The organism is Nocardia sp. CA-145437 (assembly GCF_050956485.1).
In the GTDB taxonomy this organism is placed as follows: Bacteria; Actinomycetota; Actinomycetes; order Mycobacteriales; family Mycobacteriaceae; genus Nocardia.
Genome location: NZ_CP191204.1, coordinates 5,419,147 through 5,438,902, shown reverse-complemented (window position 1 = coordinate 5,438,902; position 19,756 = coordinate 5,419,147). Strand labels below are relative to the sequence as shown.

Below are 19,756 nucleotides of genomic sequence, written 5' to 3'. Positions count from 1 at the left end.
GCTAGACTCGCTGGGTGGCTGGCCGACTTCCGGACCGCGATATCGCGGCGATTCGTGAACGTGTCCGGATCGAGGATGTCGTGGGGGAGTACGTCGCCCTCCGCGGAGCCGGCGCCGACTCCATGAAGGGCCTGTGCCCCTTCCACGACGAGAAGTCGCCGTCGTTCCACGTGCGGCCCAATCACGGCGTGTTCCACTGCTTCGGCTGCGGTGAGGGCGGCGACGTCTTCGCGTTCCTGCAGAAGATCGAGCACGTCGGTTTCGTAGAGGCCGTCGAGCAGATGGCCGACCGGCTCAACTACAAGATCAACTACGAGGGCGGCGGCACCTCGGTCCGCGTCGACCGCGGCACCCGCGCCCGGCTGGTCGCCGCCAACGCGGCCGCGCACGAGTTCTACATCTCACAGCTCGGCGAGCCCGGGGCCGAGGCGGCCCGCAAGTACCTCACCGACCGTAATTTCGACCACAATGCCGCCCATCAGTTCGGCTGTGGCTACGCCCCCGGCGGCTGGGACACCCTCACGAAACACCTGCTGCGCAAGGGTTTCGAGTTCAAGGAGCTGGAGGCCGCGGGCCTGTCCAAGCAGGGCCAGCGCGGCCCGATGGACCGTTTCAACCGCCGTCTGCTGTGGCCGATCCGCAATCTCGGCGGCGAGGTGATCGGCTTCGGCGCCCGCCGCCTCTACGACGACGACACCATGACCGCCAAGTACATCAACACCTCGGAAACGTTGCTGTACAAGAAGTCCCAGGTGCTGTTCGGGCTCGACCACGCCAAGCGGGAGATCGCCAAGGGGCATCAGGCCGTGGTCGTGGAGGGCTACACCGACGTCATGGCCATGCACCTGGCCGGGGTCAAGACCGCGGTCGCCTCCTGCGGCACCGCCTTCGGCGACGACCACCTCGCGATCCTGCGCCGCCTGCTCATGGACGACAACTTCTGGCGCGGCGAGATCATCTACACCTTCGACGGCGACGCCGCCGGCCAGGCCGCCGCCCTCAAGGCCTTCTCCGGCGACCAGAAGCTCGCCGGCCAGACCTACATCGCGGTGGCCCCCGACGGCCTCGACCCGTGCGAACTGCGCCAGCGCAACGGCGACGGCGCGGTCCGCGACCTGGTCGCCCGCCGAGTCCCGTTGTACGAGTTCGTCATCCGCGGCCTGCTCGCCGAACACAACCTCGACGCCCCCGAAGGCCAGGTCGAGGCCCTGCGCCGCGCCGTCCCCGTGGTCTCCCAGATCAAGGACTTCGCCCTCCGCAAGGCGTACGCCACCAAACTGGCCGGTTGGGTCGGCTGGGACGACATCCAGCAGGTGGTCCGCCGCGTCGGTGAGGAGGCCCGCAAGGGCGCCCGCACCGGCGCCAAGCCCGGCATCCCCGAACGTCAACCCCACCACGAGGTTTCACCCGGCCCCGCCGCCCGTCCCAACCCCACGGACCCGGCCCTGCTGCCCCAGCGTCAAACCCTCGCCGCCGCCCTGCAATACCCCGCCTTCGCGGGCGCGGTCTTCGACGCCCTCGAGCCCGAAGCCTTCACCCACCCCGCGTTCCTCGCCGTCCGCGCCGCCATCGCCGAAGCCGGCGGCACCGCCGCGGGCCTCACCGGCGCGGAATGGGTCACCGCCGTCGCCGACAACACCGACGACCTCACCCTGCGCGCCATGGTCTCCGAACTGGCCGCCGAACCGCTCCCGGTGAAATCCGCCGACGACATCCCTCGCTTCGTCGCCGGCGTCCTGGCCCGCACCCAGGAATCCTGGGTCGGCCGCCAGATCGCCGAACTGAAGTCCAAACTCCAGCGCATCTCCTCCACCGAGCAGCCCGACGCCTACATGGCCCTGTTCGGCGACCTGGTCGCGCTGGAGCAGTACCGCAAGAGCCTCCTCACCCAGGCCATGGGCAACTCAGGCGACTTCGCAGGCGTCTAGCGACGCCGCCCACACCGCACCCACCCGGCAGGCGGCGAAGCTCGCCGCCCCAGGGCAGGGGTGTGGGGGCGCAGCCCCCATCAGGGGGCAAGGGGCAAAGCCCCAATCCCTCACCGCCGCAGCTGATCCTGCGGCACGAGGATGGTGGTCCGCTCGTCCAGCGGCACCATCGGTTCCAGCTTCGGCTGGGTGTTCAGCTTGTCCGCGAGCTTCTGCCGCCCCATCAACACGACCTTGCGCGTGACAGGACTCTCACTGATCGCGCGGGTCGTCTTGCTGATCTGTTCATACCGAACCCGCCCGGCCTTGGCGCCCAGCACATACCCAGCCGCCACACCGATGATCAACCGCAGCATCCCGAGAAGCTCCTCCCATAGGGTCAGACACGAATGGTAATCCGTTGTCTTTTTGTCGTCCTCCGGTGGTGTCCGGAGGATCGGCAGTGGGCGTGACTCGCGCCGCCCCGTGACGCTGTCGCTGAGCGATCTCGGCGAACGTCCAGCCCCAACGGGACTGAAATCGTTCGTCGAGGGCATTCAGGACTTGTCCACGATTCCGAGACGAGTCGGAGCCCACTAGGTGAGAACGTCTCAGCAGTGTTCGGGCTCCGCCAATGTCGGCGTGGACGGTTCTCCCGCAGAACCGGCACCGGAAGCGTGCTTGGGTTCGACGGTTGCTTCTGGCGGTGTATCCGCAGCTGCCGCATTCCTGACTGGAGTACGCGGCAGGGACTTCGAGGATCTCGATGCCGAGATCCTCACGCAGGGAAGCGAGTTTGGTGTCGACCGCGGCCCGGCCCGAGAACGCGAGCAGTCGGCGCAGGCGTTTGGACAGTTTGCCGGCCTGGGCCAGACCGCGGAAGTCCAGCTTCTCCACGATGACTCGGGCGACATCGGGTGCGCCGCCCTTGTCTGGGTTCAGGATTCGGTTCAAGCACCGGTTGACCTCGTTGGTGACGAACCCGCGAATGTCTTGGACCAAAGCCCGGTAACGACGCGAATCCCGCAACCGGATGTGCTGGCGGTTCAACGCCGCGACCAGCGGTTGCAGACGGGCGTCGTAGGCGCGCAACCGGTCCAGGAAGTCGCGCCCGTGCAAGGTACCGGCACTGGTCGCGAACAAAGTCGCCATGCCCCAGTCCACGCCCAGGTCGCGGGTCCGCTCGTCACCGGGTATCGCTTTCCTGGTTTTCACGACAAGCCGGAACTCGACCCGGCCCTCCCCGGTGATGATGACTTGGCAGTGGTTGGCCACCACCGCGCCCGGGCGCGCCAGGCGCGCCTCGAACGCCGCTTGGGTGCGCAGTGGGATCCACACCGGCTTGTTTCTTGTCAGGGTGGAAATCCGGACCCAATAAGCGTGTGTGCCAGCGTGTTTCGGGGATTCGACGACGGCGATCTTGCCGTCCATCACCATGGTGCGGACACGCCGCAGATCCGGAGCCCCGACACGCTTGCGGACCTGGCGCATGATCGTGCGGGCCAGGGTCAAGATCTCGGCCGCGATCACACGGTGCTTCGACATCTGAATCTGCCCGGCCTGGGCCCCGTCCTGCCCGAGGCCGGGCTGCCGGTACCAGGCGTTGGCCTTGTTCACGTACAGCAGATCCTCGGCGACCTTCTCGGGCAGAGTTGAGCCGGTGACGAGGTCGCGAAACACGCGTTCGCAGCTGCCCAGCCATGACCGGTGCGTGGCCACCGCCTGCTGACCGACCGAGTCCCACTGCCGTTGCGATAAGCCGTCGTCCCAGCCTTTGGTGTCCACCCACCGGGGCAGTACACCGGTGGTGAACAACTGTCGCCGCACCGCCGATTGGGCCCGCCCGAGCCCGGCCTGCCACACCGGCAACACCGCCGCGACCCGCGCGAGTTTCGCCGCGTTCGCGCATGACGGCAGCCGGTAGGACCGGCAACTCATCGCAGCGACCTCCGCAGCGGGCTTCATGACTCCAGTCAATACATGAGGCCACCGACAACTTCAGGCCCCGAGCGCGAACAGAAGGACAGAACGGACGCGTTTCCAGCGGACCCGCGACTCTTCGCACATACCATCCCGCCTCCGGCCCTGCCCGCCCCCACCCCGCCCCTGTCGATCCGGCACCCCATCTCGCCCCCGTCCATATTCCCGCAGGTAGAGCCACGATTTGGGAACTGTACAACCGATACGCTAAAGTTTTCCCCGGCCGGTCCGGAAGGGCCAGCCAGGGAAACAATCCCCTATAGCTCAATTGGCAGAGCAGCCGACTGTTAATCGGCAGGTTTCTGGTTCGAGTCCAGATGGGGGAGCCGAAAAGGCCCCTGACCAGCGGTTCACCCCGCAAGGTCGGGGCCTTTCCCGTTTCCGGGCCCGAATTCCTCAAGAAAGTTTCATGAAACTCGGCATCGATCCATTCCCGTCGTGATCATGGTCCGCCGGATTCGTGCAGCCGGCCGCCTCGTGCAAGATTGCCGCCGCCCCGTGGTGAACTTTGCCCTGCGCCATGTACTTCCGCTGGGTCATCGCCGGATCCGCGTGCTGGAGAACATCGGCCACCACCCGCGCGGAAAGCCCCGCGTCATCGGGCAATAACGCCATGAACTTGCGGAAGGTATAGGGTTGTCGATCACCGGCACCGAAACACGTTGTGGTTCAGGGATATTCGCCAATACGCCCTTGGCAGTCAGGTATTCGTTCTGCCACGCCGCGCGCTGGGCGACCGACGGCGCACCCGAACAGCAAATGAGATTCGGACTTCAACAGATCTGCGGCGCGGAGGTTGACACCCTTAGGCGGCGGAACGGGGGCTCAGCCGACCGGGAGTTTCACCACCGGATCGGTGCCCTGGTCGGTGATGTAGACGTTTCCCGCCGTGTCGACGGCCACACCCTGGGGATTCTTCAGGCCGGTGAACGGCAGCGGGGTCGGCGTCGACGCGCCCGCCGCCAACCTCACCACCCATTGATTACCCCAATCGACCACGTACAAGTCTCCCGCCGTGTCGACGGCCACACCCTGGGGATCCTTGAGTCCGGTGAACGGCAGCGGGGTCGCCGTCGACGCGCCCGCCGCCAACCTCACGACCCGCTCGGTACTCAATTCGGTGACGTATACGTTGCCCGCCGTGTCGACCGCCACCCCTTGGGGATCTTGGAGCCCCGTGAACGGCAACGGGGTCGGCGCCGACGCGCCCGCCGCCAACTTCACCACGCGATCGTTACCCCGGTCGCTGACGTACACGTTGCCCGCCGTATCGACGGCCACACCCTGGGGATCCTTGAGTCCGGTGAACGGCAGCGGGGTCGGCGTCGATGCGCCCGCCGCCAATTTCACCACCCGATTGTTACTCGTGTCGGTGACGTAAATGTTGCCAGCCGCGTCGACCGCCACACCCTGGGGATTATTCAGGCCGGTGAACGGCAGCGGGGTCGACGTCGATGCGCCCGCCGCCAATTTCACCACCCGATCGTTACCCATGTCGGTGACGTACACATTGCCCGCTGCGTCGACAGCCACATCGGTGGGCAAGCTGACGCCGGTGAACGGCAGCGGAGTCTGGGCCGAGTAGCCCGAGGTGATAGGTGTGGGCGAGTTGCCACCGCCTGATCCGAGGCGGACGCCGATGATGGCGGCCACCACCGTGACCGCGACCGCGGCGGCGAGCAGCCCGGCGGTCTTGGGCGACAATCTGATTCGCCGCCCATGGCGCGCAGCCATGCCCCCGGTGCTGCTGACCGCGGAATCGCCCACCGCGGTGCGGGCCGCCGCGGCCAGCTCGCGCGCGGTCTGGTAACGATCGTCGGGGTCTTTGGCCATTCCCTTGGCGATGATCGCATCGAACGCAGCCGGTACATCGGGTGTCATGGTGCTGGGTCGCGGCGGCGGGGTATGCAGGTGATGGGCGATCACACCCTGCACCCCCGCTGCGCTCGCAAACGGTGGTTGGCCGGTCAGGCACTGATACAGCACGCACGTCAACGCGTACACGTCCGCTCGGGCATCGGCCTTGACCTCCGCGGTGAGCTCCTCCGGCGCCATGTAGGCGACGGTGCCGAGGGTTTCGCCGATCGTGGTCAGCGTACGGTCATCGGCGGCGTGGGCGATCCCGAAGTCGATCAGGTAGGCGAACTCATCGGCCCCCAGCAGGATGTTGGAGGGCTTGACATCGCGATGGACCAGCCCGACGTCGTGGGCCGCCTGCAGCGCGCCGGCCACCTGTGCGCAGATCGCCACTGCCCGCCGCGGCGACAAGGCACCTTCTCGGCTGATCACTTCACGCAGGTCGGTGCCCTCGATCAAGCGCATATTCAGATACAGCCGACCGTCGATGTCGCCGAAATCGTGGATGGGGATCACATGCGGCTCGGTCAGCTGCGCCACCGCCCGGCACTCCCGGCGGAACCGTTCGCGCAGCTCCTCGTCATCGGCGAAGCGCTCAGGCAACACCTTGACCGCCACCACCCGGTTGGTCAGCGAATCATGCGCCCGCCACACCTGGCCCATGCCACCCTGCCCCAGCAGGGACAACAGCCGATAGCGCCCGAACACCTCCGCTGAGGTGGTGTCTCTGCCACCTACTGACGTGTCGTCCATTGTGCCGTCCCGTGACCACCCGACTGGCAAACGGTGTACTTGCTTGCGGTCCAACCCCCGCCCGAGCTGGTACCCCGCCCTAGTTGATTCAGCCAGGCCAGACAGTCGAGAGTCGGCGCTATCCGCCAACAAACCTGTAGCAACTTCAGCGTACCGCTTTATCTATTCGTATCGCTCGCCGGCGAGCTGGCGGCCCAGTAGCCGCGTCCCGCGCCGAGCTCCACCACCGTTCTGGTCCCGCAGAACTCGCGAACCCACGCGATCGTCCGCGGCGGGGGAATCGCGTACGCGTGGGTCGCCTGCAGGATCGACTGCGCGTAGGCGAGGTGTCCGCGGCCGGATGTCTTGCCGCCGTTCACCACTCGGCGACCGTCGCGTTCGCCCACGGACGCCGCGACGATGTCCCAGTACGGGTTCCGGGACTCGCCGCTGGTCAGGTAGTGCACCAGGCGAAGGTCGAAGGCGGCGTCCGCGGCGTCGTCGCCGGTGCCCGACAGCAAATCGGCGCTGTCGTCAAATACTCGGCAACGTGGGGGAATTGCGTTCGCGGCTGGTGTTCGTCGCCGAGCAGGGCGGCTAGTTGGTCGCGCCGCTCCGGTGTGAGAACGAGATCGGCCATGACACCGGTTTTCCTCGGCCGTACAGGGCGAGTAGGGGTTTCAGTGGCATCCATTCGCCGAACCGGTACTCGGCGCCGCGCACGAGCCGCTCGGCCAGGTCCGGGCGTTGGCGGACGAGGTAGGACCGGCCTCGCTCGGCGTGGTAGGGGAGCGAGACGATCTTGATCCGGTCGACGCTCTCCAGGTACGGGAGGGCGAAAGCGATGTTCTCCCAGGTGCTTCGGCTCTGTGGTTCGACCGTGAGTGGCCCGCGATAGCCGTGGGTGGTGGCGTAGTCGGCCATCAGTGCGGCTTCGGGGGTCGGGCCCGCGCACGCGCCGCCGCACAGGACGAGCCGACTACTGGCCGCGGCCGGGTCGACGGACCGCAGTCCCGCCCGCACCCGCCAGCGGTTCATCACATTGGCCCGGGTGCCCGCGTTGCGGTAGCCCAGCACGACGACCGCCTCCGTGGTGCCGGGAGCGGACCCCACGAATCTGCGTGAGGCGCGCCAGTTCTCCCACTCGCCCCAGAGGCTCACCGCCACGACTGCCCCGATCGACAGCTCGATCCGTCCCCTACGGGTCGTCACGTTCATGTCCTCTCACCGGCGTCGATTCGTGTTCGAGCCTACGCTCGCCACCGTATTAGACATTTGTTCTAGACAAACGTGTCAGACCTCGTGTAGACATATGTCTTAGACAAACGTTCTTCACCACGAACCGGGAGACACCCCATGAGCACCACCGCCAACACCCTCCGCGTCCTGGTCGCCGGCGGCGGCATTGCCGGCAATGCTGTTGCCCTGCAGCTGCTTCGGGCCGGCATCGCGGTCACCGTCGTCGAGCGGGCGGACGCGCCGCGGCCCGGCGGGCAGGCTGTCGACCTGCGTGGGCCCAGCCGGGAGGTGGCCGAGCGGATGGGGCTGATGGAGGGGATCAAGAAGAGCCTGCTGCACGAGAAGGGGATGGCGATCGTCAAGGCGGACGGGTCGTCGGTGTACCGGATGTCGATGGAGATGTTCGACGGCAAGGGTCCGGTGGCCGACATCGAGATCAGCCGCGGCGACCTCAACAATGTGCTGCTCACCGAACTCGCCGGTGCCGCAGGCGAACTCGACTACCGCTACGGCGACTGGATCGAGACCATCGACCAGGATGGCGACGGGGCCACGGTCGGATTCGCCTCCGGCCGCGAAGAGCGCTACGACCTGGTGATCGGCGCGGACGGCGTGCACTCCCGGACCCGCAAGCTGGTGTTCGGCCCGGAGGAGGAGTTCACCACCTACCTGGGCGGCTACATGTCCTTCTACACGATCCCCACCCCGGCGGGCGTGGAGCAGGACTGGATGTCCATGCACGTGGTGCCGCGCGCCTCACTCGGCCTGCGCCCCGATTTCGACCCGGCCACCTCGAAGGCCATCATCACCCTGCGCACCGACGCCGACCCGGCGCTGCGCCGCGATATCCCGGCCCAGCGCACGCTGATTCGCGACATGCTGGCGGACGCGGGCTGGCTGGTCCCCGAGGCCCTCGAGCACCTGGAGACCACCGAGGACTTCTACTTCGACGAGCTGGTCCGCGTCGACATGCCCACGCTTTCCAAGGGCCGCGTCACCCTGCTCGGCGACTCCGGCTTCTGCGGCTCCCCGATGACCGGCATGGGCACCGCCATGGCCATCGTCGGCGCCTACCTGCTGGCGGGCGAAATCGCCGCTACCCCAGCCGATATCGACGGCGCTCTGGCCCGCTACGAGGAGCAGGTCACCCCGTTCCTGGAGAAGGCCAAGGAGCTCCCCGGCGGCGGCATCCAGATGATGCTCCCCACCTCGAAACTCGGCCTGAAGATGATGCAGCAGGTCGGAAAGCTGATGACCACCAAGCTGTTCCGCCCCATCATGATGAAAATGCTGGACCAGACCCAGGACTACGTCCTCCCGACCTACTGATCAAACCGCGCCGAAAAGGCCTTCCTCGACCGATCGACCGGTCGGTGAAGGCCTTTTCGTGCGACTGGCCCGCTAACTCGAGCCGCTGGTCGCCGCGCCGAGCAGTCCCGACAGGATGCTGGATATCACCGCACCCGGCAGGTCGCTGGTGGCGGATCCGGACGCGGACCCACTGGCGGAGCCCGTCAGATATCCCCGGCCCGGCCCGGTCGTCGAGCCGAGGAAGGCGTCGCCGCCCCCATTGGCCAGTTCGTCGAGGGCGCAGGTGGCGAGTCCGCCGCCGGAGCCGCTGGTCAGGGCTGTGATGATCCCGTTCGTCAGACCTGCGGCGAGACCGGCCTCGGGGCCTGCGGCGGAACCGCCGAGGAACCCGAGCGCGGAACCCGTCACCGAGCCGGTGGCGGCCGAACTGGCCCAGCCTTTGAGGAATCCCTCGAGGCAGGTCATGCCGGGATCCAGTGCGGTGGGATCGGCCTGGGCAACCCCGGGGCCTTCAACTGTGAGTGGTTCGGCGGCCGCCGGCGCGGCCGCGATGGCGAGTGAGATACCGATAGAAGCGGTGATCAGAATGATGTTTCGCATCGAAGTACTGCTTTCCCCGAAAAACCTGGACGCATGACCAAATTAACCCCGCCGCCGATCGCTCGCAGGCCGAACGTGAAACTTGGCGGGAACGGCTCAACGCGGACCGCTCGGTGAAAAGTCTTGGGGGAAGGCCTGACTCGAGTAACGAATGCCGGCCGGTGCCGCGCTGGGGAAGACTCGTGTACTCATGGTCAGGGGACGAGAGGGGAGTATGTGGTGAGCGGTACACGGTGGCTGTTGATCGAGACCTTCGGCGGCGGCGAGCCGACGGTGGTCGGACTCGGAAGTGCGCCAAGGAAATTCGTCCCGCTCACCCAGATGTTCCGGCAGCGGGAGACTCTCTCGGCCATTCGTGGCGCGGTGGCGGCGACCTTGGCCCGCCTCGGGTCGGTGGATGTCGTGAGCGAGGACGGGCGGCGGCGCACGGTGACGGTGCCGCTGCACATCACACCGGAACGAGTGCACGCGGTGCTGTTGTGGTCGGGCCCGGTCGAGGAGGAACTGCCGCCGCGAGATCGCGTGGGGGCGTGGTACTTCAACCTCTCGACGTCGAAATCCACGCGGTCGGATGATCTGCTCGAGCTGTACGGGGTCGCGCCGGAGAACCGGGCTCGGGAGCATGCCATCGCGGGGGTGTTCGCCCGCGTGATCACCAATAGCGACGAATCCGATGCGCTGGCGAAGATTGTGCGGTCGGCTCCCGGGACCGAGCATCAGGCGGTGTGGACCGTGCGGCGGGATGACGGTGCGTTGCGGGCGGCGCACTTCTCCTGCCGGATCCTCGAGGAGCGCACGTCCGCCGAGGTGCCGGAGATCTTCATGCGGGGTGTTACGCATGACATCGGGGACGCGACCGAGGTGAGTTCGGCGCCGCCGCCCGTCATTCTGGAGCATCGGGTGTTGGATGCGGCTGCGGCGGAAGGGGATTATCGGGCGATCGTGGATTTGCGGAATCTGCGGTTGTTGCGGTGGATGGGGCCGGCGATGCCGGGGATCGCGTGGCAGTCGTTGGCGGGGGAGCCGGAGCCGGGGATTCATCCCGAGGATCTGGGGATCGCGAAGGCCATGAGCCGGGATCTGGCGCAGTCGCGGACGTCGGGGGTGTTGCGGTTGCGGGCGTTGGACGGTGGGTGGCGGGTGGTGCGGGCGCGGGCGGTGTTGATGGCGCTGGATCAGTACACGACGGCCGCGTTGGTGACCGTTCGGGACCCGGACCTGGTGGATTAGCCGGCCAGCAAACAAACCACCAGTAATGTTTGTTGGGTATATAACAGCGGTTCGCCGCGCGTCGCGGGTTTGCGGCAGGTCAGCGTGATCAAGGGGGAAATACGCAGGTGGGCGGGGGATTTGCTCAATTGATCACGGTATGTCCGGATCGCTACACTGCCGCCAGTACGCACCCGCGCGAGCGGGAATCTTGCCGGTTCTCCCCGTGAGGCCGCCTGGCGCGTCGTTGACAGGCCCTGCCCGGAGACGCTGTTGCGGCTCCGGCGGTCGTGGCTGCTCGGCGTAGGGAGGCGGCAACAGTGCTCGGACCGAACAATGCGTGGTGGCTACGTCTTCTCACCGGTATCCGGCAGTGGCTGGCGGCTCGAATGGTGCGATCGATGGGGTTGCGCACCTATCGGGGCGCGAATGTCCGCGGACTCGAGCCGAATCCCGCCGAGATCGTCCGAATCCCCCTGGACCGCGTGCACATCGGCGCGACGCTGCGGCAATCCGGGGAGAACGCCCGGCATGTCGCCGCGCTGTCGGAGGTCGCCGCGGCCCTGCCGCCGATCGTGGTGCACCGGCCGAGCATGACTGTCATCGACGGCGCCCATCGCGTACGGGCCGCGCAGTGCAGCGGGTCGCAGTGGATCGACGCGGTCTACTTCGACGGCGACGACGGACAGGCGCTGCTGCTGGCCATCCGGCTGAACACCGCGCACGGCCTGCCGTTGTCCGCCGCCGATCGCAAGGCCGCCGCCGAACAGGTGCTGATGTACTACCCGGACTGGTCGGACCGCCGGCTGGGCATGGCACTCGGTCTGTCCGAGCGCACGATCGCGGCCGTGCGGCGCAGAACCGCTGTGCTGCCGACCTGTCAGCCGCGCCCCTGCCCGACCCCGGTCGCCGCGCCGGGCGAGATTCATCGCCGCCCGGAGCGCATCCCGCAGGCCGATTCCCGTCCGATCCAACGCTGTTCGGTCCCGGCCGCCGGAGCCGATCAGCCGTCGGCCCTGCGTACCTCGGACCCCGCGCTGCACCGCACCGAATCCGGCCGGCAGTTGCTCGACCTGCTGGCGACCATCCCCGCCGATCCCGCGACCTGGGCCGAGCTGATCGGTGATCTCCCGGCCTATCACGCCGCCTTCCTCGCCGAATTGGCCGCCGAGCAGGCCGAGAACTGGTCGGCCCTGGCCCGTGCCGCGACCCGGCACGCGGTGACGGAGGAGAACACCGCGGCGTGACGAGCGCCGCGCCCGCGGCGAGCCGGACGGCGTCGAAGGGCCTGGCGCTGTTCGGGGCTCGAATCCGGCCATGACAAAATGTTGAAAAGCGTGGTGAAGGATCGATCGGAGTAGGTGCGGTGCAGGGGGTCCGGCGAGTCGAGGTGCGCGGCGGCGAGGGGGCCGATGCGGGCCGGCTGTTCGAGCAATGGGAGGCGGGGCTCAGCGAAGCGTATGTGCCGCTGGCGGTATCGCCCGGCGAGAGCGAGAGCTTCCAGGGCTGGATCGTGCACGGCCGCTACAACGAGGTCGAGCTGTCCACCTTGGGCGCGAGCAAGCAGCGGGTTCATCGCACCCGCACCCTGATCGCCCGCACCGATGACGAGTTCCTGCACACCAGTATTCAGATCGCGGGCCGCGGCCGGCTGCATCAGGACGGCCGGGTCGCGGAGGTGGGCCCGGGTGAGATGGTGTTCTACGACAGCACTCGCCCGTACCACTGGGAGTTCGAGGGCGCGTGGGAGATGTCCGCGGTCCAGGTGCCGCTGAGCCGGCTGCGGCAGCGCTCCGGCATCGCCCCGTCGGAGATCCCGACCGCGACCACGGTGGCGGGGACCAGTCCCGCCGGTGTGGTCACGAGCTTCCTGCGTGAGCTGACCGAATTGCAGAACACCGACCCCGCGCAGGCCGCGGTGCTGGCCGGTTCGACGGTGGATCTGCTGTCCTCCGCGATCGCGCTGACCGCCGGCCGCTCGATCCCGGGCGATGCGTCGGAGACCCTCACCCGCCGTCAGGTGCTGGATTTCCTCCGGAAGCACTGCCTCGACGCGTCGCTCACCGTGGAGTCGATCGCGTCGGGCTGCGGGGTGTCGCGGCGCACGCTGTACCGGGTGCTGGAGGAGTTCGAGGAGGGCCCGGCGACGCTGCTGCGCCGGATGCGGATCGAGTACGCGTGCGGATTGCTCACCGCGCGAAAGGATCTCCCCGTGGCAGCGGTCGCGCACAGCTCCGGCTTCACCAATGAGCGGCAGTTCTATCGCGCTTTCCGGGTCGAGATGGGCACTACTCCGGCCGCCTACCGCGAGATCGGCTGCGGCTGATCGCAGCCCGCCCGCGAAGGAAATCCGCCCGTTGATCCGGCCGCAACCTTCTGCTAACTTCTACGTATCTACTAAGTAGGTACGTAGAAAGCTTGGGGCGTAGACCACCTGCGACCCGGGGGCGCCGTGGGGACGGCGTCGTGGCGGCGGCGGCCTTGTACGGACCCCTCATCGCGTGCAACGCCGCCGAAACCACAAGGGGCGGGGCCGCCTTCCAGCGGCGCCGCCCCGAGCGGTGGTCTTCGATACGCGATGCGCTCAGACGCGTGCGCGGATCCACTTGTAGATCGCCAGCACCACGATCGCGCCGACGATCGCGCCCAGGAAGGCGTGCTTGACCGGCGGATGCACGCTGAACTCGTGCGGCGAGAACAGCAGGCTGCCCAGCGTTCCGCCGACATAGCCGCCGACGATGCCGAGCACCGCGGTCCAGATGATGCCGAAGTCCTCCTTGCCGGGGACGATCAGCCGGGCGATCGCGCCCGCGATCAGGCCGATGATGATCATCGTGATGATGCCGCCCATGACATTCTCCTTGTCGTTGGGTTCCGCTGCATCGACGGTAGCAGGGCGAAGGCCGGTGATGAGCGAGCCGAAACACCCCAATTCGCCCGTGGCGGACACGGCCGCACGCGCCGGAATCGGGGTCCCGGCACGTGGGCGAGCGGTCAGACCAGGTGCAGCGGCAGCGCCGCGATGTCGTTCTGCGTCATGACCGGAAGGTTCACGATGTCCGCATCCGCGCCGGCCAGCCGCAGCGCCGGGAAGCGGTCGAACAGCGCGGGCAGCGCGATGGCCGCCTCCAGCCGCGCCAGCGCCGCGCCGGGGCAGATGTGCGGGCCGTAGCCGAAGGAGATATTGCGGTGCGCGGTCGGCCGGGAGATGTCGAATTCGTCGGCGTCGTCACCGAATACGCCGGTGTCGCGTCCGATCGCGCGGTACGACATGACCACGCCCTCACCCTGCTCGATCACGGTGTCGCCGACCGTGATGTCCTCGGTGGCGAACCGCATCAGCAGATGGGTGACCGGCCCGTCGAAGCGCAGCGACTCCTCGACGACCTGCTTCCACTCCACTTCCTCCGACCGCACCCGGGCCAGCTGTTCGGGCCGGGTCAGCAAGGCGCGCACCGTGTTCAGGATCAGGCTGACGGTGGTCTCGTGCCCGGCCGCGACCAGCGCCTTGAGGTTGCCGACCACCTCTTCCTCGGTGAGCGGCTCGCCGCCTTCGTCGGCCAGGATGAGGGCGCTGGTGAGATCGTCGGTGGGGGTGGCGGTCTTGCGGCGGACCATCTCGGTGAAGTAGACGTCCATGTCGTCGATGACCCGCAGCCGCTCGTCCTGCGGGGTCATCATGGAGAAGAACTTCTTGTACCAGTCCAGCAGCATGGGGTGGTCCTCGCGCGGCACGCCCATCAGTTCGGAGATCACGCGCATGGGCAGCGGGTAGGCGAAGACCTGCTTGAGGTCGACCACCGCGCCCTCGCCGCCCGCCGCGTCGAGGTCGTCGAGCAGCTCCTTGGTGAGCCGTTCGACCGTGGGGCGCAGCTCTTCGAGGCGGCGCGGGGTCAGTGCCTGGGTGGTCTTGATGCGCAGGCGGCGGTGTTCGGGGCCGTCGACGGTGAACATGGACCGCCCGGCGTCGATCATGCCGATCAGCGGCCACTGCCGGGTGATCACGCCCTCGCTGAACAGCTTCCAGGCGTTGATGTCCTTGACCAACCGGGTGTCGGTGAGCAGCTGCCGCGCCACGGTGTGATCGGTGATGGTCCAGGCGGGCGCGCCCAGCAGGTCGATGCGGGTGATCGGTCCGGCGGCGCGCAGACGGGTGGTCTCACCGGCGAGATCGCCGACCATCGGATCGATGGCGATGGCATGCGGGCAGGGGGAACTCACTGGAAACCTCCGAGAGCACGAACAGGTGTGAAAACAACGGGCAGAGAAGTCATTCCGCACAGGAACGGGGAGGGCCGGCGCACCAGGCTCGCCGCGGGCACCGCCAGATCGATGTCGGGCAGCCGGTCCAGCAGCACCTCGATGCCGGTGCGCGCCACGGTCTCCGCGATCTGCTGCGCCGGGAACGGGCACCGGTATTCGCCGTGACTGAACGCGAAGTGGGCGTTGTTGCCGCTGTTGATGCCGTCGCCGACCGATTGGCGCACATGCGGATCGGTGTTCGCGGCGGCCAGCCCGAGCAGCACCAGATCACCGGCGCGAATCTGGGTGTCGGCCAGCCGGGTGTCGCGGGCGGCCCAGCGCCCGGCCAGGATCGAGTTGGGGGAGTCCTCCCACAGCACCTCGTTCATGGCCTGGTCGACGCTGCGCCGGCCACCGCCGAGCGCGGCCGCGAACCGGTCGTCGGTGAGCATCAGCCGCACCGAGTTGATCAGCCAGTCCGCGGTGGGCAGATGCCCGGCGGCGGTGACGGCCATCAGGTCGTTGACGTACTCCTCGTCGGTGAACTGCCCCGGCTGCGCGAGCATGCGCGAGACCAGGTCGTCGCCGCGCGCGGCCTTCTTCATGGCCAGCAGGTGCTGCATGTACTGCATGAACTGCAGGTGCGCGGTCTGGGCGTCGGCGCCGCCGTCGGCCATCACCTTCATGGCGCGCGCCAGGCCGGGGCCCTCGACCTCCGGAAAACCCAGCAGCGCGGCCAGCACCAGCACGGGCAGCGGTTCGGCGAATTCGGCGACCAGGTCCGCGGAGCCGCGCCCGCAGAAGGCGTCGATCAGCTGATCGGCCAAACCCTCGGCGACCCTGCGCAATTCGAAGTTGTCCACCGATTCCAGCGCCGGCTCCACCATGGCCAGGTGGCGGCGGTGCTCCGCGCCCGCGGTGAAGTAGATCGACGGCATCGGAGTGCCGACCATGGGCAGCAGCGGCCAGTCCGGGGGGATGTTGGGCCACTGGTTCCACAGGCTCACATCACGGGGGAACAGTTCGGGCGAGCTGGTGACCTGATGCATCTCCCGGTAGCCGAGCACCAGCCAGGCCGGGATCCCGCCGATCAGCTCGACGGCGGCGACCGGGCCGTGGTCGCGGCGGATCTCGCGATAGAGGGAGTTGCGGTCGGTGTGGAAGCGGGGGCCGCTCAGCGGCACCGCCGCCGCGGCGGCGTGCGGCACCGGGCAGCCGCCCTGCACGGGCGAGGTCATGAGACGGTCTCCGGGTGGTAGAGGAACTCGACCAGGGTGATCAGGACGTTCTTGCAGGAATCGCGCACGCGGGCATCGCATTCGACCAGCGGGATGTGCGGGCCCAGATCCAGCGCCTCCCGCACTTCGGCCATGGACGGTCCGGGCCCGAAGCTGTTGCAGGCCACGATGAACGGCGTGCCCTGATGTTCGAGCCGGTCGATGGCGTACCAGGAGTCGGCGATCCGGCGCTGATCCACCAGCACGATCGCGCCCAGCGCGCCCGTGAACAGCCGATCCCACAGGAACCAGAAGCGTTCCTGGCCGGGCGCGCCGAACAGGTAGAGCACGTGCTCGTTGTCGATGGTGATGCGGCCGAAGTCGAAAGCCACCGTGGTGGTGGACTTTCCGGGTATCCCGGCCGGGTCGTCGACGCCCTGGCCGACCTGGGTCATGGTGGCCTCGGTGTCGAGCGGGCGGATCTCGCTGATCGAGCGCACCATGGTGGTCTTGCCGACGCCGAAGCCGCCCACGATGACGATCTTCAGGCCCTGACGGGCGTCGGCGGGCAGCGGAGCCTCGGCCCGGGACGGGCGGAGGTCAGAGTTTGCGGAGTCCAACGAGCACCTTTTCCAGCGTGTCGGTAGTGGGCAGCCAATTCCATTGCCGCGACGCGTGATCCGGATGACGCACCGTGATCTTGCCCGCGTGCAGCAGGTCCGACAGGAGGATCACGGTGATGCCCACCGGCAGGCGCAGCTCGGCCGCGATCTCCACCACCGCGGTCGGCGCGCGGCACATATCGAGGATGGCGGCATGCTCGGACTGCATGCCGCGCACCGGAGCGCTCTCGCTGACCACCAGGGTGACCAGGTCGAAGGCGTCCGAATCCGGTTGGCTGCGACCGCCGGTCAGCGTGTACAGCCGATCCGGATCCTCGTCTGGCCTGGTCACGGCACGCTCGCCCCCGGTACTCGCGGGGCGGCGGCCAGATGCTCGCCGAGCTGTTCGACCAGCTCGCGCATATTGTGGCCGACCAGTCCGGCGTCGGCGTCCTCCGCGGCGACCACCGCGATGTGCGCGCCCACCCCGGCCTCCACGATGAACAGGATGCCCCCGTAGAACTCGGTCATCGACTGCCGCACGCCGCCGCGCCCGTCCCCGAACTCCACCGAGGCCCCGTGCGACAGGCTCTGGATCCCGGCCGCGATCGCCGCCAGCTGATCGGCGCTGTCGTTCCCCAGCCCGGGCGTATGACAGATCTTCAAACCGTCCCCCGACAGCAGCAGCGCGTGCCGCGCCCGCGGCGTGCGCACCAGCAACTGTTCCAACAGCCAGCCCAGATGTGTGGCGGACGGTGTCATCGATCGGTCTCCCAGGGGTTCGCAGGGGCAGGGTAAGCGCCGGTGCCGGGCTCGCCGTCGGGGAGCTGTGCGGTCCGACCGGCGGAAGGCGAAGCCGCGGAGGCGTTGTCGCGCAGATCGATCCCGCGCCGGACGGCGTCCATCAGTGACCTCGGCAGCAAGGAGGCGTCGCTCGAGCCGTCGAGGCCGAGCGGATCCGGCCGGGTCGAGACGGTGGGGACGCGGCCGCCCGCGGGCGGATCGAGGTTGGTGAGCGGCGAAGACCCTGCGTCGGCGGGGGTCTCCCGACCGGAGACGGCACGCTGGAAGGCGGCCATCGACGCCGGAGCGGCCGGCGGACGCGGCGGCGGCGGGGCCGCCGGAACGGCGAGGCCCTCCGGGTGGACGGCGGCGAGGGTGCTGCCGCGCTGCCGCTTGGGCAGCCCGCTGGAAGTCGCTGCGTGCGTGCCGGATTCATCCGGCTGATGACCCTGGTCATTGCCGTGCGCGGGGAACTGCGCCGGACCGCTCGGGGCGGTGCGGGCCGGGCCGGCGGGATCGGCGTGGTTCGCCGCGGTGGAATCGGCCGCGGCCGCGATGGGCTCGGATCGTTCCGCGCTCGCCGGGTCGAAGGATCCGGTGCGGGCCGATCCGGCGAGCTCGGTCCCGCGCCCCGGTGCGGTGGCCGAGCCCGCCCACGCGGGTTCGGCGGCCGAGTCATCCGAGCGCGCTGGGACGCGGGTGAGCTGGGGTTCCGCGGGGCCGGCGGCCACCGGGGTGAGGCGGGACAGGGTGCCGGACTGGCGTTCCAGGCGGGTGGTCAGTTCGCGGGGGATGACCACCACCACGGCGGTGCCGCCGATGGCGGAGGGCCGGTAGCTGACGGTCAGGTCGTGCTTGCGGGCCAGGTGCCCGACCACGGCCAGACCCAGGCGGGTACCGGAGAGGGAGGACAGGTCGGTGTCGGCGCGGGGGCCCGCCACCGCGGATTCGGCTCTGCGGAGCGCGGATTCGCTCATGATGAGGCCGCTGTCCTCGATGGTGATCACCACGCCGGCCGGGACCTCGGCGGCGTAGACGTGCACCTCGGTGGTGGGCGGGGAGAAGTTGCAGGCGTTGTCGAGCAGTTCGGCCAGCGCGTGCATGACGCCCTCGGCGGCGTGGCCCGCGACGGCGATCTCGGTGACCGCGCGCAGTCGCACCCGCTGGTATCCGGCGACGCGGCCCATGGCCCCGCGCAGGATCGACTCCATGGCAATGGGTTTCGCCCACCGGCGGCCGGACCGGGCGCCGCTGAGCACCGCGATGCTGTCGGCCAGTCGTCCGGCCTGGGCGGTGCGGTGGTCGAGTTCGAGCAGGTCGGCCAGCACCTTCGGGTCGGCGTGGCGGTGTTCCATCTCGCGTAGCTCGGCCAGCATGGAGGTGCTCATCGCCTGCATGCGGCCCGCGGCCCCGGCGAACGCGGCCAGGGCCGCGGCCCGGCGGTGCTCGTTGTCCTTGGCGGAGCGGGCCTGTTCGGCGGCGTGCTCACGGATGTCGTGAACTCGGGCCTCGGACTCGGTGATTCGCGCCTGGGCGGCCGACATGGTCGCGGCCACATGGGCATCGGCCTGCGCGGTGTAGGCGAGGGCCTCGCGGCGCACCGCGTGCACCCGGTCCCGGTAGTAGGCGGCCGCGCTGAGCGCTCCGGTCAGCAACAACGCCGCCACACTCGCCCCGATGGCCAGTGGTATCCGGAATTCGCTGGGGGACAGCAGGACCGCGACCGCGACCAGGATCGCGGTGGCTACCAGTGAGACGGCCGTCGTCAGATACGGCGGGCGTTGACCCCGAACGGTGTGCTGTTCCCCGTTCGGCGGATTGACTGATTCCGACACGCTCCGCACTTCCGAACTACGTCCACCAGGGCGGACGCCCCGATGCCCCCGACCGCGCCCGCTTCGCGGAATACCGTGCCAAATGCGCGGACCGCCAAGCGGATTCGGTTCTGCCGGACGCAGCATAAGCGCCCCCGGTCAGCGGCGCTACCCGAGCGCGTACCCACGGGCAAACATCCGTCCCACCCGTTGGGACAACGGATCTCTGGTGTTCGCCCGGAGTGAACGTTCGCCGCCCGGCC

At 68.5% G+C, this 19,756-nt stretch carries 19 protein-coding genes and 1 tRNA gene; 6 read left to right on the top strand and 14 right to left on the bottom strand.

What is annotated here, in order from left to right; translation table 11 throughout:
• Nucleotides 1–14: 14 nt before the first annotated feature.
• Nucleotides 15–1,928, top strand: a complete 1,914-nt coding sequence (gene dnaG / locus ACQPYY_RS25355; RefSeq protein ID WP_433591252.1) for a DNA primase — start codon at nt 15–17, stop codon at nt 1,926–1,928.
• A gap of 110 nt (nt 1,929–2,038) precedes the next feature.
• Here dnaG and ACQPYY_RS25350 read toward each other — a convergent pair whose 3' ends face one another.
• Together ACQPYY_RS25350 and ACQPYY_RS25345 are read right to left on the bottom strand one after the other, a co-directional pair.
• Nucleotides 2,039–2,284: a hypothetical protein gene (locus tag ACQPYY_RS25350; RefSeq protein WP_213560124.1), complete on the bottom strand. Its 246-nt coding sequence runs from the start codon at nt 2,282–2,284 to the stop codon at nt 2,039–2,041.
• Nucleotides 2,214–3,872: a zinc ribbon domain-containing protein gene (locus ACQPYY_RS25345; RefSeq protein ID WP_433591251.1), complete on the bottom strand. Its 1,659-nt coding sequence runs from the start codon at nt 3,870–3,872 to the stop codon at nt 2,214–2,216. The genes ACQPYY_RS25350 and ACQPYY_RS25345 overlap by 71 nt, the downstream gene beginning before the upstream one ends.
• A 268-nt stretch (nt 3,873–4,140) precedes the next feature.
• On the opposite strand from ACQPYY_RS25345, the gene ACQPYY_RS25340 reads away from it, so the two are divergent.
• Nucleotides 4,141–4,213: transfer RNA gene (locus ACQPYY_RS25340), tRNA-Asn, on the top strand.
• Between the two features lie 70 nt (nt 4,214–4,283).
• Here the strand turns inward: ACQPYY_RS25340 and ACQPYY_RS25335 are convergent.
• The 4 genes from ACQPYY_RS25335 to ACQPYY_RS25320 all read right to left on the bottom strand — a co-directional run bounded on the left by ACQPYY_RS25335 (nt 4,284) and on the right by ACQPYY_RS25320 (nt 7,688).
• Complete coding sequence (locus ACQPYY_RS25335) at nt 4,284–4,502, bottom strand: hypothetical protein (RefSeq protein ID WP_433591250.1); 219 nt, start codon at nt 4,500–4,502, stop codon at nt 4,284–4,286.
• 210 nt (nt 4,503–4,712) lie between these two features.
• Nucleotides 4,713–6,497 carry a serine/threonine-protein kinase PknD gene (locus tag ACQPYY_RS25330; RefSeq protein WP_433591249.1) on the bottom strand — a complete coding sequence of 595 codons (1,785 nt, stop codon included), beginning with the start codon at nt 6,495–6,497 and terminating at the stop codon, nt 4,713–4,715.
• 158 nt (nt 6,498–6,655) lie between these two features.
• Nucleotides 6,656–6,997 carry a hypothetical protein gene (locus tag ACQPYY_RS25325; RefSeq protein WP_433591248.1) on the bottom strand — a complete coding sequence of 114 codons (342 nt, stop codon included), beginning with the start codon at nt 6,995–6,997 and terminating at the stop codon, nt 6,656–6,658.
• Between the two features lie 76 nt (nt 6,998–7,073).
• Nucleotides 7,074–7,688: a YdcF family protein gene (locus tag ACQPYY_RS25320; protein WP_433591247.1), complete on the bottom strand. Its 615-nt coding sequence runs from the start codon at nt 7,686–7,688 to the stop codon at nt 7,074–7,076.
• 144 nt (nt 7,689–7,832) lie between these two features.
• Here ACQPYY_RS25320 and ACQPYY_RS25315 point away from each other — a divergent pair, with 144 nt between their 5' ends.
• Nucleotides 7,833–9,044, top strand: a complete 1,212-nt coding sequence (locus tag ACQPYY_RS25315; RefSeq protein ID WP_379095022.1) for an FAD-dependent monooxygenase — start codon at nt 7,833–7,835, stop codon at nt 9,042–9,044.
• A gap of 72 nt (nt 9,045–9,116) precedes the next feature.
• Here the strand turns inward: ACQPYY_RS25315 and ACQPYY_RS25310 are convergent, their stop codons facing one another.
• Complete coding sequence (locus ACQPYY_RS25310) at nt 9,117–9,626, bottom strand: hypothetical protein (RefSeq protein ID WP_379095025.1); 510 nt, start codon at nt 9,624–9,626, stop codon at nt 9,117–9,119.
• Between the two features lie 219 nt (nt 9,627–9,845).
• Between ACQPYY_RS25310 and ACQPYY_RS25305 the strand changes: the two genes are divergently transcribed.
• From ACQPYY_RS25305 to ACQPYY_RS25295, 3 genes are all read left to right on the top strand, one after another.
• Complete coding sequence (locus ACQPYY_RS25305; protein ID WP_433591246.1) at nt 9,846–10,856, top strand: GAF domain-containing protein; 1,011 nt, start codon at nt 9,846–9,848, stop codon at nt 10,854–10,856.
• A 380-nt stretch (nt 10,857–11,236) separates the two neighbouring features.
• A complete protein-coding gene (locus ACQPYY_RS25300; protein WP_379095034.1) occupies nt 11,237–12,082 on the top strand; it encodes a ParB N-terminal domain-containing protein in 846 nt (281 codons plus the stop codon).
• A gap of 119 nt (nt 12,083–12,201) precedes the next feature.
• On the top strand, nt 12,202–13,161 hold the full coding sequence (locus tag ACQPYY_RS25295) for a helix-turn-helix domain-containing protein (RefSeq protein WP_433591245.1): 960 nt from the start codon (nt 12,202–12,204) through the stop codon (nt 13,159–13,161).
• A gap of 258 nt (nt 13,162–13,419) precedes the next feature.
• Here ACQPYY_RS25295 and ACQPYY_RS25290 read toward each other — a convergent pair whose 3' ends face one another.
• From ACQPYY_RS25290 to ACQPYY_RS25260, 7 genes are all read right to left on the bottom strand, one after another.
• Nucleotides 13,420–13,686, bottom strand: coding sequence for a GlsB/YeaQ/YmgE family stress response membrane protein (locus ACQPYY_RS25290; RefSeq protein ID WP_357086159.1), 267 nt, complete (start codon nt 13,684–13,686; stop codon nt 13,420–13,422).
• A gap of 143 nt (nt 13,687–13,829) precedes the next feature.
• Nucleotides 13,830–15,056, bottom strand: a complete 1,227-nt coding sequence (locus ACQPYY_RS25285) for a cytochrome P450 family protein (RefSeq protein WP_433591244.1) — start codon at nt 15,054–15,056, stop codon at nt 13,830–13,832.
• Entirely contained in the window at nt 15,053–16,315 is a 1,263-nt protein-coding gene (locus ACQPYY_RS25280) for a cytochrome P450 (protein WP_433591243.1), read from the bottom strand. Before ACQPYY_RS25280 ends, ACQPYY_RS25285 begins: the two co-directional genes overlap by 4 nt.
• Nucleotides 16,312–16,914, bottom strand: a complete 603-nt coding sequence (locus tag ACQPYY_RS25275) for a GTP-binding protein (protein WP_433591242.1) — start codon at nt 16,912–16,914, stop codon at nt 16,312–16,314. The genes ACQPYY_RS25280 and ACQPYY_RS25275 overlap by 4 nt, the downstream gene beginning before the upstream one ends.
• Nucleotides 16,895–17,248, bottom strand: a complete 354-nt coding sequence (locus tag ACQPYY_RS25270) for a DUF742 domain-containing protein (protein ID WP_357086153.1) — start codon at nt 17,246–17,248, stop codon at nt 16,895–16,897. The genes ACQPYY_RS25275 and ACQPYY_RS25270 overlap by 20 nt, the downstream gene beginning before the upstream one ends.
• Nucleotides 17,245–17,658, bottom strand: a complete 414-nt coding sequence (locus tag ACQPYY_RS25265; protein WP_357086151.1) for a roadblock/LC7 domain-containing protein — start codon at nt 17,656–17,658, stop codon at nt 17,245–17,247. The genes ACQPYY_RS25270 and ACQPYY_RS25265 overlap by 4 nt, the downstream gene beginning before the upstream one ends.
• A complete protein-coding gene (locus ACQPYY_RS25260; RefSeq protein WP_433591241.1) occupies nt 17,655–19,514 on the bottom strand; it encodes an ATP-binding protein in 1,860 nt (619 codons plus the stop codon). The genes ACQPYY_RS25265 and ACQPYY_RS25260 overlap by 4 nt, the downstream gene beginning before the upstream one ends.
• Nucleotides 19,515–19,756: the final 242 nt, after the last annotated feature.

Excerpts from the sequence above, each read along its gene's own strand:
- ACQPYY_RS25280 (WP_433591243.1), bottom strand. The coding sequence starts at position 16,315 with ATGACCTCGCCCGTGCAGGGCGGCTGCCCGGTGCCGCACGCCGCCGCG.
- ACQPYY_RS25330 (WP_433591249.1), bottom strand. The coding sequence starts at position 6,497 with ATGGACGACACGTCAGTAGGTGGCAGAGACACCACCTCAGCGGAGGTG.
- ACQPYY_RS25335 (WP_433591250.1), bottom strand. The coding sequence starts at position 4,502 with ATGGCGTTATTGCCCGATGACGCGGGGCTTTCCGCGCGGGTGGTGGCC.
- ACQPYY_RS25310 (WP_379095025.1), bottom strand. The coding sequence starts at position 9,626 with ATGCGAAACATCATTCTGATCACCGCTTCTATCGGTATCTCACTCGCC.
- ACQPYY_RS25350 (WP_213560124.1), bottom strand. The coding sequence starts at position 2,284 with ATGCTGCGGTTGATCATCGGTGTGGCGGCTGGGTATGTGCTGGGCGCC.
- ACQPYY_RS25290 (WP_357086159.1), bottom strand. The coding sequence starts at position 13,686 with ATGGGCGGCATCATCACGATGATCATCATCGGCCTGATCGCGGGCGCG.
- ACQPYY_RS25265 (WP_357086151.1), bottom strand. The coding sequence starts at position 17,658 with ATGACACCGTCCGCCACACATCTGGGCTGGCTGTTGGAACAGTTGCTG.
- ACQPYY_RS25315 (WP_379095022.1), top strand. The coding sequence starts at position 7,833 with ATGAGCACCACCGCCAACACCCTCCGCGTCCTGGTCGCCGGCGGCGGC.
- ACQPYY_RS25300 (WP_379095034.1), top strand. The coding sequence starts at position 11,237 with ATGGGGTTGCGCACCTATCGGGGCGCGAATGTCCGCGGACTCGAGCCG.
- ACQPYY_RS25345 (WP_433591251.1), bottom strand. The coding sequence starts at position 3,872 with ATGAAGCCCGCTGCGGAGGTCGCTGCGATGAGTTGCCGGTCCTACCGG.